At 44.5% G+C, this 14,065-nt stretch carries 14 protein-coding genes; 5 read left to right on the top strand and 9 right to left on the bottom strand.

The window, feature by feature from the left end; genetic code table 11:
- Nucleotides 1-54: 54 nt before the first annotated feature.
- On the bottom strand, nt 55-834 hold the full coding sequence (locus tag F0232_RS10075; RefSeq protein ID WP_105058975.1) for a thioredoxin fold domain-containing protein: 780 nt from the start codon (nt 832-834) through the stop codon (nt 55-57).
- Nucleotides 835-860: 26 nt separating this feature from the next.
- Nucleotides 861-1,775 (bottom strand): site-specific tyrosine recombinase XerD, encoded by a 915-nt coding sequence (xerD, locus tag F0232_RS10070; RefSeq protein ID WP_008224436.1) that lies wholly within the window; start codon nt 1,773-1,775, stop codon nt 861-863.
- A 150-nt stretch (nt 1,776-1,925) separates the two neighbouring features.
- Here xerD and fldB point away from each other — a divergent pair, with 150 nt between their 5' ends.
- Nucleotides 1,926-2,447 carry a flavodoxin FldB gene (gene fldB, locus F0232_RS10065; RefSeq protein WP_061033352.1) on the top strand — a complete coding sequence of 174 codons (522 nt, stop codon included), beginning with the start codon at nt 1,926-1,928 and terminating at the stop codon, nt 2,445-2,447.
- Nucleotides 2,448-2,571: 124 nt separating this feature from the next.
- Here fldB and brnQ read toward each other — a convergent pair whose 3' ends face one another.
- Nucleotides 2,572-3,885, bottom strand: a complete 1,314-nt coding sequence (gene brnQ / locus F0232_RS10060; RefSeq protein WP_105058976.1) for a branched-chain amino acid transport system II carrier protein — start codon at nt 3,883-3,885, stop codon at nt 2,572-2,574.
- Nucleotides 3,886-4,199: 314 nt separating this feature from the next.
- On the opposite strand from brnQ, the gene F0232_RS10055 reads away from it, so the two are divergent.
- Together F0232_RS10055 and srmB are read left to right on the top strand one after the other, a co-directional pair.
- Nucleotides 4,200-4,928: a tRNA1(Val) (adenine(37)-N6)-methyltransferase gene (locus tag F0232_RS10055; RefSeq protein ID WP_105058977.1), complete on the top strand. Its 729-nt coding sequence runs from the start codon at nt 4,200-4,202 to the stop codon at nt 4,926-4,928.
- Nucleotides 4,929-5,035: 107 nt separating this feature from the next.
- On the top strand, nt 5,036-6,301 hold the full coding sequence (srmB, locus tag F0232_RS10050; RefSeq protein WP_061033355.1) for an ATP-dependent RNA helicase SrmB: 1,266 nt from the start codon (nt 5,036-5,038) through the stop codon (nt 6,299-6,301).
- Between the two features lie 113 nt (nt 6,302-6,414).
- On the opposite strand, the gene yaaA is transcribed toward srmB, so the two are convergent.
- Nucleotides 6,415-7,191: a peroxide stress protein YaaA gene (gene yaaA / locus F0232_RS10045; RefSeq protein WP_105058978.1), complete on the bottom strand. Its 777-nt coding sequence runs from the start codon at nt 7,189-7,191 to the stop codon at nt 6,415-6,417.
- Nucleotides 7,192-7,413: 222 nt separating this feature from the next.
- Nucleotides 7,414-8,841 carry a sodium:alanine symporter family protein gene (locus F0232_RS10040; protein WP_105059060.1) on the bottom strand — a complete coding sequence of 476 codons (1,428 nt, stop codon included), beginning with the start codon at nt 8,839-8,841 and terminating at the stop codon, nt 7,414-7,416.
- Between the two features lie 712 nt (nt 8,842-9,553).
- On the opposite strand from F0232_RS10040, the gene F0232_RS10035 reads away from it, so the two are divergent.
- The gene (locus F0232_RS10035) at nt 9,554-9,742 is read left to right on the top strand and encodes a DUF3545 family protein (RefSeq protein ID WP_004739567.1); all 189 of its coding nucleotides are present in this window, start codon (nt 9,554-9,556) and stop codon (nt 9,740-9,742) included.
- Nucleotides 9,743-9,887: 145 nt separating this feature from the next.
- On the opposite strand, the gene F0232_RS10030 is transcribed toward F0232_RS10035, so the two are convergent.
- The 3 genes from F0232_RS10030 to nfo form a co-directional block, all read right to left on the bottom strand.
- Nucleotides 9,888-10,439, bottom strand: a complete 552-nt coding sequence (locus F0232_RS10030; RefSeq protein WP_105058979.1) for a hemerythrin domain-containing protein — start codon at nt 10,437-10,439, stop codon at nt 9,888-9,890.
- A gap of 86 nt (nt 10,440-10,525) precedes the next feature.
- On the bottom strand, nt 10,526-11,206 hold the full coding sequence (ung, locus tag F0232_RS10025) for a uracil-DNA glycosylase (protein WP_105058980.1): 681 nt from the start codon (nt 11,204-11,206) through the stop codon (nt 10,526-10,528).
- Nucleotides 11,207-11,599: 393 nt separating this feature from the next.
- The gene (gene nfo / locus F0232_RS10020) at nt 11,600-12,508 is read right to left on the bottom strand and encodes a deoxyribonuclease IV (RefSeq protein WP_171750747.1); all 909 of its coding nucleotides are present in this window, start codon (nt 12,506-12,508) and stop codon (nt 11,600-11,602) included.
- Between the two features lie 326 nt (nt 12,509-12,834).
- On the opposite strand from nfo, the gene grcA reads away from it, so the two are divergent.
- Entirely contained in the window at nt 12,835-13,212 is a 378-nt protein-coding gene (gene grcA / locus F0232_RS10015; RefSeq protein ID WP_004739575.1) for an autonomous glycyl radical cofactor GrcA, read from the top strand.
- Nucleotides 13,213-13,307: 95 nt separating this feature from the next.
- On the opposite strand, the gene F0232_RS10010 is transcribed toward grcA, so the two are convergent.
- Nucleotides 13,308-13,967, bottom strand: a complete 660-nt coding sequence (locus F0232_RS10010; RefSeq protein ID WP_105058981.1) for an NADPH-dependent FMN reductase — start codon at nt 13,965-13,967, stop codon at nt 13,308-13,310.
- Nucleotides 13,968-14,065 lie beyond the last annotated feature (98 nt).

The following is a 14,065-nucleotide window of genomic DNA, read 5'->3' as shown; positions in this document are numbered from 1 at the left end:
ATACAGTCGCCATATTATCTGATGACGACTGTGACAGCTCTGCTAAAGACGAAACTACTGCTCTAGACGCTGAAGCAGCTGTGCTGGCGGTAAGTAACCACTCACCAACTCACCACTTGCTAATACGATTGCAGGAGTGCCATTGATGCCAAGCTCACGACCCAGTTGGTACTGCTTAGCGATGATCTGTTTCTTCTCCTCAAGGTCTTTACTTGAAGCTGGCATCTTACGCTCTACCTTAGCATTGTGCATTGCGGCTTTTGGATCGTCAGAAGCCCAGATAGCCGCCATTTGATCGGCCACTTGGCCCGTAGCCCCCTGACGTGGGTATGCCATGTAACGTACTGTGATACCTAAGTCGTTGTAGCCTTGCATTTGGCTGTGAAGACGAACGCAGTAACCGCAAGTAATGTCAGTAAACACGGTCACAACGTATTTTTCGTTATCTGCTTTATATTCGATAACCGTATCAGACAATGCCGCTACTTTCTCAGCATTGATTGGCGCTTGACGCTCTGCCAATACGTCGCTGAATTTGCCGTTTTCATCCAGAGAGTAAAGTGTGCCTGCTAGAAAATGATCGCCCGCTGGAGAAGAGAAAATAATGCCACTGTTGGTTTGAATCTCTAAAAGACCATCAATATCCGAAGGAACAATCTTGTTCACCTTGATACCGATTTTTTCAAAACGCTTGGTGAGCGCCGCAGTATCAATATCTTGAGCTGAAGCAACCTCTGCGGCTGTTGTGGTTTGTTCTACTTTCGCTTCTGATGCATTACATGCAGTGATCATCAGCGGCAGCGCTAATAGAGGAAGACGGCGTAATACGCTCATTAAGTTCACCTTAAAAATAAATGGATTTAAGCACGAGGGTGATGCTGAGTATGAATTTGCTTCAGCCTTTCAGTCGCCACGTGAGTATAAATTTGGGTTGTCGATAAGTCACTATGCCCAAGTAACATCTGTACGACCCTAAGATCGGCACCATAGTTCAGTAAATGAGTGGCAAAAGCGTGTCTCAAAACGTGCGGGGACAGCAATTCTGTGTCAATACCTGCGATAACCGCGTAATGCTTAATACGATACCAGAACGTCTGACGGGTCATTTGTTTAGCACGTTTGCTTGGAAAAACCACATCTGAACTGTTTTCACCAAGCAGTTGCGGGCGCCCTTGTTCAATAAAACTCTCAATCCAGTCCACAGCGTTTTCGCCCATTGGCACCAAGCGCTCTTTACCGCCCTTACCAATAACACGTACCACGCCCTGTCTCAGGCTGATGTTCTCCATCGTTAGGCTAACCAGCTCCGTCACGCGCAAACCGGTTGCATATAATAACTCAAGCATCGCCTTATCGCGAAGTTCAATCGGGTCATTCGGATCGGGCGCATCGAGCAAAGCATCCACTTGCTCTTCACTCAAATCTTTTGGCAGACGTTGTGGCAGCTTAGGGCTAATCAACAACGCACTCGGATCATCAGCTCTGACTTTCTCACGATGTAAGTATTGGAACAAACGACGAATTGCCGACAACATACGTGCACGGGAAGTCTGCTTAAAATCCGCGTCAACCAACCAGCTTTGGTAGTCCTGTAATCCCGATAGACTAATAAAGTCGAGGCGATAATTATTCTGTTCCATCCACGTTAATAGTTTGGATAAATCAGTACGATACGAGACAAGAGTATTCTCTGATAATCCTCGCTCCATCCACATAGCATCTAAAAACTGTTCAACGAGACCGTGGTCTGCGCTCTGCCCTTGAGGCGACTGCATAGTGTTACTCACAATATTGGAAACTGTTTTGAGAGTATGCCAGAGCAAATATGAATGCCATAAAAATTACAGCTTGAGCGGATAATCGCTGCAATCGAAGTCGATTTATGGTTAGAATTCGCCATCTGAAATTAAAATCGAACGTTTGCTATGAAAATTGGATTATTTTACGGCTCAACCACCTGCTACACAGAAATGGCAGCAGAAAAGATTCGCGGCATTATTGGTGAAGACCTAGTTGATATCCATAACGTGAAAGAGACTCCGCTTTCATTGATGGCAGATTACGACCTGTTACTGCTAGGTATCTCTACGTGGGACTTTGGCGAAATCCAAGAAGATTGGAATGAGCTGTGGGACGACATCGCGACAACACCAGTAAAAGGTAAGGTTGTAGCACTGTTTGGCTTAGGTGACCAAGAAGGTTACGGTGAGTGGTTCCTAGATGCGATGGGTCTATTGCATGACGAGCTAAAAACGGCCGGAGCTCAATTTGTTGGCTTCTGGCCAAACGACGACAGCTACGAGTTCGAAGCGTCTAAAGCGCTCACAGAAGATCAATCACAATTCGTCGGCTTAGCGCTGGATGAAGACTCACAATACGAACTCAGCGACGACCGTATCGCAAGCTGGGTAGAACAAGTTCTGGTTGAGTACAGCGAGAAGCTATAAGCCATGTAAGCTCTCGAACAGCTGTTCATATCAAAGCACACAGCATACAAAAAGGCCTCATTACTGCGAAGTAATGAGGCCTTTTCTATGTCATCTAGAATGACTATCTAATCTCAATCAGAGATTAAACCGTCTCTTCTGCCATCTCTTGCTCTGCTGACTTACCAACAAAGAACATACAGATGATTGCTGCCGCAGTTGGAAGTAACCAACCCATGCCGATCTCAAACAGAGGAAGCATCTTCAATGCAGATACATCAACACCCGCTACTTTCGCACCATCGATAAGAGCGAACAGTAGTGACACTAATACCACAACGCGGTACGCCGCTTTTGGATTAGGGAAACGGCTACGCAAGAACGTCAGTGCTACCAATGCGATCGCTACTGGGTAAAGTGCAAACAATACAGGAACAGACAGAGAAATAAGCTGAGAAAGACCAACGTTCGCTACCGTAGCACAAGCAACACCGTTGATGATTACCCAAGTCTTGTAAGACAGCGGCGTTAATGAGCTGAAGTAGTCAGAACACGCAGACACAAGGCCAATCGCTGTTGTTAGACACGCTAGTAGTACGATAACAGAAAGTACTAGCTGACCTGAAGGACCAAACAGTGATTGAACGTATAGGCTTAAGATCGCACCGCCATTGTCAGCGCCTGCAGCAACCGTTGAGCTTGTCGCGCCAAGGAAGAACAGAGAGATGTAAACAAACGCTAGACCAGCCGCTGCAATACAACCTGCACTGATCAGGTACTTAGTTGTCGCCGCACGGTCAGTGATGCCTTTGCTGCGGATAGAATCCACAATCAGCATACCAAACATCAGTGAAGCAAAAGTATCCATGGTGTTGTAACCTTCAAGGAAACCTTTTGTCAGCGGTTGAGTAATGTATTCACCGTGAGCAGCAAGAATGTCACCTTGAGGATTAACGAATACAGCGATAGCCAGTACAACCAAACCCACAAATAGAGCCGGTGTCAGTACCTTACCGATGACGTCAATAAGCTTACCTTGAGACCATGAGAAGAACATGGCAACCACAAAAAACGCGATAGAAAAGAAAGTTAGGTGGGCTTGAGAGGCATCGATGAAGAACGGTTTCACCGCCATCTCATAAGCAACAAGGCCGGTACGTGGTGCAGCAAATGCAGGACCAATGATAATGAAGATCAACACAGCCATGATGGTTGCTGCTTTCTTAGGAAGATCTTTAGTCAGGTGACCCCAAGAACCACCCGCAAGTGCAACAGCTACGATAGTGATTAACGGCAGACCAACGGCAGTCAGCAGGAAACCAGACATCGCTGGAAGGAAATGATCACCAGCCAATTGACCAGCTAGAGGTGGGAAGATGATGTTACCCGCACCCAAGAAAAACGCAAAAAGCATAAAGCCCAATGCCATTATATCTGTTAGTTTTAGACTCTGTTTCACAGATAATCCTTAATTATATTTATGAATTTATGTTGTGCTTACGTGAATGTTACAGCGAAAAGCTGCCATTCAATCTATAAAATAGTCGCGCATAATGACGAAACAACTGGCTAGCTGCAAGTCACGACACAAAAACACCATATAAATTTGCATATACAAACAAAAAGCAGTGGATTCCACTAGATATGAAAAAATAGCCACAATTATAAACTAACCATAATTCACAACAATAGTTTCTCAAACAGAACATTGATCCATACAAGTGGTTAACATTAGAGCTAATCACTTAAAATATCTCGATACTCAGAACATTCATGAAAGACAAAATCGTGCAGACTAAAAGCTTCAATTTTAAGCAATTCTCAATTTACGGTGGGCAAAGCGGTATGCCAGTCAGCACCGATGGTGTACTCCTTGGCGCATGGGTAAGCATTACACCCAAGTCCTCGGCACTCGATATTGGAACTGGCACCGGGCTTTTGGCCTTGATGGCCGCGCAGCGTTCTACAGACGTCTCGATCTCCGCGATCGATATTGATCCACATGCGATTGAGGCTGCGACCATTAATATTGAGCAGTCGCCATGGCAAGATCGCATCACTCTGTATAATGGCAGTGTACTCACCACCGACTTTCCGAAAAAGTTTGACGCGATAATCTGCAACCCACCCTACTTCAACTCTGGGGAACAGGCACAGCAGAGCCAAAGAGCCACCGCCAGACATACCGGCAGCTTGGATCACCTGCAACTTGCTAAACGATGTTTCGAGATAACAACCGAAACTGCAACCGCCAGTTTTATACTGCCAACGCCTGAGGGAGAAGGTTTTATCAAGCTTGCCAAACAGTGCGGTTGGCACCTAGCTAAGCGTCTCGATGTCAAAACCACAGACAAGAAGCCTGCGAGTCGAATTCTTTTTGAGTTATCGAAAGATCCTACGTGTGAGGCCGATTTGCAGCGTGAATCGCTTACCATTCATCATCAAAATGGTTATAGCGAGGCATTTATAGCGCTCACCAAAGATTTTTATCTCAAGATGTAGCAAATACCATGTGATCCTAATCACTAATGCTTCTATAATGTCCGACTACTCTTTTTTATCGTCTGCTTTTTGAGGCAGAAACATTTATTGCTTGTGGAGAAACAACAGTGATCAGAACCTTTGCAGAACTCGATCTAAACCAAGAGCTGCTTAAAGCAATTGACGAAATGGGCTACGAACGCCCAACACAGATACAAGCTGAAGCAATCCCACAAGCGTTAGATGGAAGAGACGTTTTGGCTTCTGCGCCAACAGGTACTGGTAAAACAGCCTCATTCGTACTGCCAGCACTGCAGTACCTTCAGGATTTCCCACGTAAGAAAGCGGGCCCTGCTCGTATGCTTATCCTGACGCCGACCCGTGAACTAGCAATGCAGATCACTGACCAAGCTCGTGAGCTTGCGAAATACACTGCGCTAAACATCTTCACCATCACAGGTGGTGTGATGTACCAAGAGCACGCTGATATTCTTGGCACCACCCAAGACATCGTTGTTGCAACTCCAGGTCGCCTTATGGAATACATCGAAGCTGAACGCTTTGATTGCCGCGCGATCGAATGGCTGATCCTAGACGAAGCAGACCGCATGTTAGACATGGGCTTTGGTCCTGTTGTTGATCGCCTATCTGCAGAGTGTCGCTGGCGTAAGCAAACTTTACTTTTCTCAGCAACGCTAGAAGGTAAAGGTGTTGAAGGTTTCACTGAAGACCTACTGAACAACCCAGCAGAGATCGACGCAAAGTCATCACTACGTGAGCGTAAAAAGATCACTCAGTGGTACCACCGTGCAGACACAGCTGAGCACAAACTTGAGCTGCTAAAACACATCATTACTAAAGAAGCTGAGCGTAGCATCGTCTTCTTGAAAACTCGTGAGCGTTTAGGTGACCTGCGTGCACTGCTAGAGAGCGCTCAGATTCCATGTGCTTGGATTCAAGGCGAAATGCCTCAAGATCGTCGTAACAATGCAATTGCTCGTTTCCGTGATGGCACAGTAAACGTACTGCTAGCAACTGACGTAGCGGCTCGTGGTATCGACCTTCCAGACGTAAGCCACGTAATCAACTACGACATGCCACGCACGGCTGATGTTTACCTACACCGAATCGGCCGTACCGCTCGTGCAGGTAAAAAAGGCAATGCGGTTTCTCTAATCGAAGCGCACGATCAACTGATGATTGAACGTGTTGCTCGTTACACCAAAGAAGCTATCAAAGAGCGCTTTGTTGAAGGTATGCGCCCAACACACAAGAAAGCGGCTGTAACCAAGAAAAAGAAACCAAAGAAAGAAGATAAGAAAGCAGTAGAGAAACAAAAAATCGCGAAGAAGAAAAAAATCGCGAAGAAAAAGAAAGCAGCTAAGAAGAAGTAATTTGACTGCTTCAACGATTCAATAAAAAAGCCCCATGCAGTTCGCTGCACGGGGCTTTTCTCTATCTGGCTGGTGTCTCGCCATAGAGCGCGACTACCTTGAACCGATAACGTCTAGTTTTGCTCTTCACGCTTGAAGACCAACTCTTTCGCATTCGACTCTTCTTCTACGAAGTAATAACCCGCAGTATCAAACTGCGTCAGCGCTTCAATTGAGTCCACTTTATTCTCAATGATGTAGCGAGCCATCATGCCACGCGCCTTTTTCGCGTAGAAACTGATCACCTTGTATTGACCATTCTTACAGTCTTTAAATACCGGTGTAATCACTTGGCCATCCAAGTTCTTTGGTTTTACCGCTTTGAAGTACTCGTTAGATGCTAGGTTGATCAGCACATTGTCGCCTTGAGCGTTCAGCGCTTCATTCAGCTTGTCTGTGATGATGTTGCCCCAGAACTGGTACAAGTTAGTACCACGAGCATTCGCTAAACGCGTGCCCATTTCTAAACGGTAAGGTTGCATCAAATCAAGTGGCTTTAGTAAGCCGTAAAGACCAGAAAGCATACGCAGATGATTCTGTGCATAGTCAAAATCTTCATCCGACAGTGTTTCAGCGTCTAGGCCTGTGTATACATCACCTTTGAAGGCAAGGATGGCTTGACGTGCATTCTCTTGGGTAAAAGTTTCGCTCCACTGCTCAAAGCGCGCTACGTTCAGCCCAGCGATCTTATCGCTCACTTTCATCAATGCAGAAACATCTGCAGGTGTCAGCTTGCGGCACTCTTCAATCAGTTCAGCAGAGTGTTCAACAAACTCCGGCTGACTAAAGCGTTCTGTCGCTAGTGGTGATTCGTAATCAAGTGTTTTGGCTGGAGAGACGACAACTAACATAACTTTACCCTAATCGGTTATCTAACTGGATGCTGCTAGAGTATAGAAAAAACATCAACTTGTCTTTATGACTCTTCCTATTACTTTGATAGATGACTCTAACCACCCACTTTCAATCACCAAAACCGCAAAATAACAAACGGTAGACAAAGAAAAAGGCTAAGGTCGAAACCTTAGCCTTTCTAATCGTTTTAGGATGAGCGGTTTATCGCTCCAACAAAATTACTTCTTGTTGTTGTCCCAAATACCGTCTTCTAGTTGAGACTTAAGCTCAGGGAAGTCATTTGCATCAAATGTCGGTACTTTACCTGCGTCTAGTTGACGGTTGTAATCTTTCGCTAGCTTAATCACGATGCCTGATAGCAGGATAATCGCCACCAAGTTAACAATCGCCATTAGACCCATCGATACATCAGCCAGTGCCCATACCGTTGGTAGCGTTGCTAGAGAACCAAACATAACCATACCCAGCACAATAATACGGAACAGCACTAGGCCTTTCTTGTTGTTGTGCTCTAGGAAGATCAGGTTCGTTTCAGCGTACGAGTAGTTTGCAATGATTGAAGTGAAAGCGAAGAAGAAAATCGCTACCGCTACAAAGATGCCACCCCATGAACCCACTTGTGCTGTTAGTGCACGTTGAGTCAATTCGATACCCGTTACTTCACCGTGTGGTACATACTCGCCCGACATCAGGATGATTGCTACTGTCGCAGAACAGATAACGATCGTATCCATGAACACACCTAGCATTTGCACATAACCTTGTGATGCTGGATGCGGTGGGTAAGGCGTAGCAGAAGCTGCTGCGTTTGGCGCAGAACCCATACCCGCTTCGTTCGAGAACAAACCACGTTTGATGCCGTTAATCATCGCTTGTGCGATTGCGTAACCTAGGCCACCCGCAGCCGCTTCTTGCAGACCGAATGCACTCTTGAAGATAAGAGCGATCACTTCAGGCACTTTCTCGATGTTCGCAAACATGATGAACAATGCGATAGCAAGGTAAGCCAACGCCATGATTGGAACGATGATTTCAGCAGTACGAGCGATCTTACGGATACCACCGAAGATAACGAATGCAGAGATAATTACGATTGCTACACCTGTGTAGCTACGCTCAAAGTCAAACGCAGTATTCATCGCGCTTGCGATTGCGTTCGCTTGAACCGCGTTGAATACAAGACCAAATGCGATGATTAGGAAGATAGAGAATAGAACCCCCATCCAACGCATGCCTAGGCCTTTCTCCATGTAGTATGCAGGGCCACCACGGTAGTTACCGTCGTTGTCGCGTGTTTTGTATAGCTGTGCCAGTGTGCTCTCTGCAAACGATGTTGCCATACCTAGCATTGCAATTAGCCACATCCAGAAGATAGCACCAGGGCCACCAGCAGTAAGTGCAACAGCAACACCTGCCATGTTACCCGTACCTACACGAGCAGCGAGACTAGTACAAAGAGCTTGGAAAGAAGAGATACCAGCACTGTCTGCTTTACGGCTGTTCTTTAGAACTGAGAACATGTGGCCGAAATGGCGGAATTGAATGAAGCCTAGTCGTACGGTGAAGTAGATACCCACACCAACCAGTAAATAAACTAAGATAGATCCCCAAAGGAGATCGTTCATCAAATTGATTAAGTCTGTCACGTGAACCTCGTAATTGAGTTTAAGCACCGATCATGCTTCCAAGCCTTCCCCTAGATCACCTATGCCAGTGTCAATAGTTGTGTCGGCATTAGTTTTATATTTATTTGTTGCGATCTAGATTGTAAATGTCGCTTCATGCATCCATTTTACGTATCGGTGTATTTTTTGACGGGCGGATAATGCAGCGAGACGACCTAAAAATCAATATGCAAATGAATTTATATTAAAATGACATTTCACTAATAACACACCTTTTGTTAACACATTTTTCAACAATCCAGCCCAATAAAAGTCACATTATCGGGACATAATCTCAACATCAACAACCGACCCCACCGAATAAGAACGGCACACTGTAAAGGTAACGTCAGCCTAGGTTTTACAAGGTATAGTGAAGATCTGTGTTTTTTTCTAGAGTAATAAGATCCCCGTCTCGTACAGTACAATACGCACTTAAATGCATTATCACTAAAATACTATTCCTTTCGCACAATGAATTAACATTCAATAACCTTTAATTTAATCGTTTACTTCGGTTTGTTTGCTCGTTTTTTGCACATAAAAATCACCACAATGTGTGAGCATGCATAAAAAACGAGAACAAAAGCTTCATAGTTTTGAAACAAATGAGAAACAAATCAAGGTTATGGTGAACCTAAATATGATATTTAATAGTTCGTAAGAACTAGTCCCACGGAAGGAGATATGGCTTATGGATAACTTTCAATTCGATGAAATATCAGAACTAGAAATGCCACGTGCAACTCAGAAAACACGCTCTAAACCACTCAAGCGTAAGTGGCGTGAAATTGAGGCAATCAATGACCGTAGACAGCTTGAGAAAGAGCTGCGAGAGATGAACCTAGGACTTGATTTCAGCCTTGACGATATAAAGCTTTAATCAGCACGATAAGAAAACAGATAGCAAAAGGCACCTATGAAGGTGCCTTTTTTATTTCATTTGGTGATATCGTACGCTGCGAGTCATTTTGAAATTTCCGTTGTGAGGGAAAGTCCCCTTTAATATAGAGGGGAATACTGACTCGCTAAACACACTCTTGTTCATTTTGTCGCACGCGCGCCGCGAGTTGACGATACTGATCAGCAATCGTATCCCCAAACACGGGGTCATCTTCAGGTTGAAGCCATTGCGATTCAACCTCTTGCCAATCCTTCACTGTAAATGCTTGCACGATCATAGGTAACACATGCTTCTCTTCATACTCCATATGCTTTCGCTGCGCTTTAACAAAGCTTTCGAGTTGATCGATGAACACCTGCTGTGGCACCACGGCATCTTGGAGGATCATGTCTACCACACCTAAAAAGTCAGCCGTTTTCTCAGATAGCAATTGATGCTCGAGTTCCAAGTCCTCAATTGCTTGGTCACTGCCATATTGCTTAAGGTAATAGCGATAAATGACGTCTTCTTTAGGGTGATGTACTTTGTCTGAATGGTTCATCAAGTAGTGAACCACCTCAGCGATAAGGCTATAGTTTATCTCTCGCTCCTGTTTTAGAAACTCTAACTTATTGTTGAGTATCGCGAGTAATCGAGCCATATAGCCATGCTCTCGTCTTATCCTTTCAATCATCATAGTATTGCACTCCATTACACCTACTATTTATAAGTGTATACGAAGATGCCGAGTTATGATTTGACCCTGCTCAGAAAACAACCAACCTACACTTCTGCAGGTAGGCGCCAGTCGATAGGTTGCAGATCCATAGAAGAAAGCAGTTTGTTAGCCGTTGAAAAATGCTGACAACCAAAGAAACCGCGACGTGCAGATAATGGTGAAGGGTGAGGCGCGGCTAACACATGGTGCTTCTGGGTATCAATTGCTTGGCCTTTCTTCTGGGCATGCGCGCCCCACAACAAGAAAATAATCGGCTCAGAACGCTGGTTCAGCTCTGCAATAATGGCATCGGTAAAGGTTTCCCAGCCACATTTGGCATGTGAGTGTGCTTGTGCCTCTTCTACTGTTAAAACAGTATTCAACATCAACACCCCTTGTGATGCCCAAGCTTCAAGGTAACCATGGCTAGGCGCTTCAAAACCTTCGATATCTTGTGCCAGTTCTTTGTACATATTGCGTAGAGAAGGCGGGATTTTAACGCCGGGCAATACAGAGAAAGCTAAACCGTGTGCTTGATTAGCACCGTGATAAGGGTCTTGTCCTAGGATAACCACTCGCACAGACTCAAAGGGCGTCATATCAAAAGCGCTGAATACCTGCTCTTGAGGTGGGTAAATGGTTTTCCCACTATTACGTTGCTGTTCGACGAAAGCGAGAACACTTTGGAAGTACTCTTTCTCACGTTCGTCATTAATAATGGATTCCCAAGTCTTTGGTGTGCTCATCGTTTTACTTCCCAATCATCATGGTTTCTAGGTTTCGCCAGTCAAAAAATAGCTGTATCGGCTAACTGTCCTAAATAAGGCTTTAGTTATACCTCATACAGCTATCAATAAACATGATGTGTAGGGTTCACTTGTTAATGAATCATAATAATCAGTTCAAGTTGTGTTGATCTCGATTAACCGCTTTTCTGCTGAGTACGATGGTGACCATGGCTATGCACGTGACGATTTGGAGTCGGTAAACGACGAGCGGCAGAAACAGTTGAAGTTTGGGCTTTTGAATACATAAAGGCACCTCCTATAAGACATCGTGAACTACATATTCACTTAGTAGCTATGAAATAAAGGTGCCAATTCTTATAAAAAGAAGAAAATTAATTTCCCCCTCTATTATTACGCCTCTTCCGTCGCTAGCGTTGCTGAGCGATGAAACATTCTAAGCTGTTGAATTTCCTCTTTCCAAATCGTCGAATCAATCGTTTCTAGGATAAGAGGGATTCCGTTAAAGCGGGAATCTGAGGCAATATACTCAAAACAATCCCAGCCAATTTCGCCTTTTCCTAAAGAATGGTGTCTATCAACTCGGCTCGCGAACTCAGCTTTTGAATCATTGATGTGCATTGCTCTTAGATAGTGCATACCCACGATGCGGTCAAATTCAGCGAAAGTGTGTTCGCACGCTTCTTTTGTTCTTAGGTCATAACCCGCTGTAAAGGTGTGGCAGGTGTCTAAACACACGCCAACACGCGATTTATCTTCTACTTGCTCGATAATCTCTGCTAGGTGCTCAAACTTCCAACCCAAGTTAGTGCCTTGGCCTGACGTATTCTCGATCACCGCAATCACATCTGGAACCGCTTGATGGGCGAGGTTAATCGACTCAGCGATCTTAGCCAAGCATTCACTTTCTGAGATTTTCTTTAAATGACTCCCAGGGTGAAAATTCAGTAGCGTTAGACCAAGCTGATTACAACGCTCCATTTCGTCAATAAAGGCAGCGCGTGATTTCTCTAGTTTCTCTTCTTCTGGTGCGCCGAGGTTAATCAAGTAGGAGTCGTGAGGAAGAATGTGCTCCGCTGAAAAGCCCAACATTTTGCAGTTGGCTTTAAAGGCGCTAATAGTTTTCGCCTCTAACGGCTTTGCAGCCCATTGCCTCTGGTTTTTAGTAAACAGTGCAAACGCATTAGCACCTATCTCTCGAGCTCTCATTGGAGCCTGATCAACACCACCGGCTGCCGACACATGAGCGCCAATAAACTTAATATTTGTTTCAGGTTTTGACGATGAAATTTTGTTTGTCATTAAATCACTTCACACTTTCAGAATGCATAATAAATAAAGGGCTGTATCGGTTATCGCTCAATAAAAGCGCAACAAATGTAGTAAAATTACAACAAATATAACCGTTAAATATTTTTTATAGTTTAAAATATTTTGTAATTAATTTGTTTTCAAAGGTTTTATTGATTTACCTCAAAATAATCACCTTTGTAAAAATATGGTTTTTGGTTGTTTTTTGACTTAAATCAATGTTAACCTCACAAATATTAGGTATATATTACCCAGCTCAATAAAAATCGAAAGTTAACACCATAATCAAACCACATTCAGTGGACTAGGAGATAGTTATGATCCAAGGTATTCAAATTACTAAAGCAGCAAACGACGACCTACTAAACTCAATCTGGCTACTAGACAGCGAAAAGAATGAAGCTCGTTGTGTTGCAGCTACTGCTGGTTTCGAAGCTGACCAAGTTATCCCAGCTGCAGACCTAGGTGAATACGAGAGCCGTGAAGTTGCTATCGAAGCAGCACCACGTATCGAAGGTGGTCAACACCTCAACGTTAACGTTCTTAAGCGTGAAACACTAGAAGACGCAGTTGCTCACCCAGAGAACTACCCACAGCTAACTATCCGTGTATCGGGTTACGCTGTACGTTTCAACTCTCTAACAACTGAACAGCAACGTGACGTTATCGCACGTACGTTCACTGAGTCTCTATAATCTCAGAAACTAGAGTGTTAAAGATTTAAAAAGCTTGGTCAGAGATGACCAAGCTTTTTTCGTTTTTATGCTGCTCACATTTACCTATACACCGGCTACGGCGCATTTCGCTGAGAAGGATCTTTAGTAAAGGCCTTAGCTAACGTTGTAGGATCCACTTTGTCTCTCTGTAACGCTGCACCTTGTGCCCACCACATCAATTGATGGAAGGTTCGGTTCATGTATTCATCCCATTGATCTTGCTCTGACTCTTGGGCAACACAACCCTCTTCATCAAAGACTTCTTGTGCTTTAGGCAGATGAATCATCGCAGAAACCGGTAAACAACCGAGTTCAGATAAGAAGGTTCGCATCGAAACCGACGCTCTTGCCCCGCCCCACTGCCCTGCAGAATACGTCACAATCGCACTCGGTTTATATGAGAATAACGAGCTACCAAAATGGTTAAGAATATTGGCCAGTGCTGGGCTCATTGAATGATTATATTCCGGGCTTACCATCACGTAGCCATCAGCTTTGGCAATCTTATCGGCTAACTCCGCAAGATGTGCAGGTACTTTGGAACGATGGTAAGAAAACTCAGGCTTAAATACGTCACCAAAGTCGTAATCCAGTGGGTCGATAATCTCAACCGTATGATCTGAGTGTTTATTCGTTAGTAGTTTTGCACACGCCTTGCTGACTCTCATCCCTAATCGGGCTGGTCTTGGTGGGGTGCTCTCACGTACAGAGCCAAGAAAAATCAAAAAATTCATACTATCCCTTTCTATTTTACTTTGGTCAGTTCACTGCCGAGCTTGAGCTAACCTCAAGCTTAAGAAAATACTTCATTAGAGCTTACTGGTTAAAAGCC

This window comes from Vibrio sp. T3Y01, assembly GCF_013114525.1.
GTDB classification, from domain to species: Bacteria; Pseudomonadota; Gammaproteobacteria; order Enterobacterales; family Vibrionaceae; genus Vibrio; species Vibrio chagasii_B.
The sequence above is the reverse complement of the archived record's forward strand: the minus strand, read 5'-3'. Positions and strand labels throughout refer to the sequence as shown.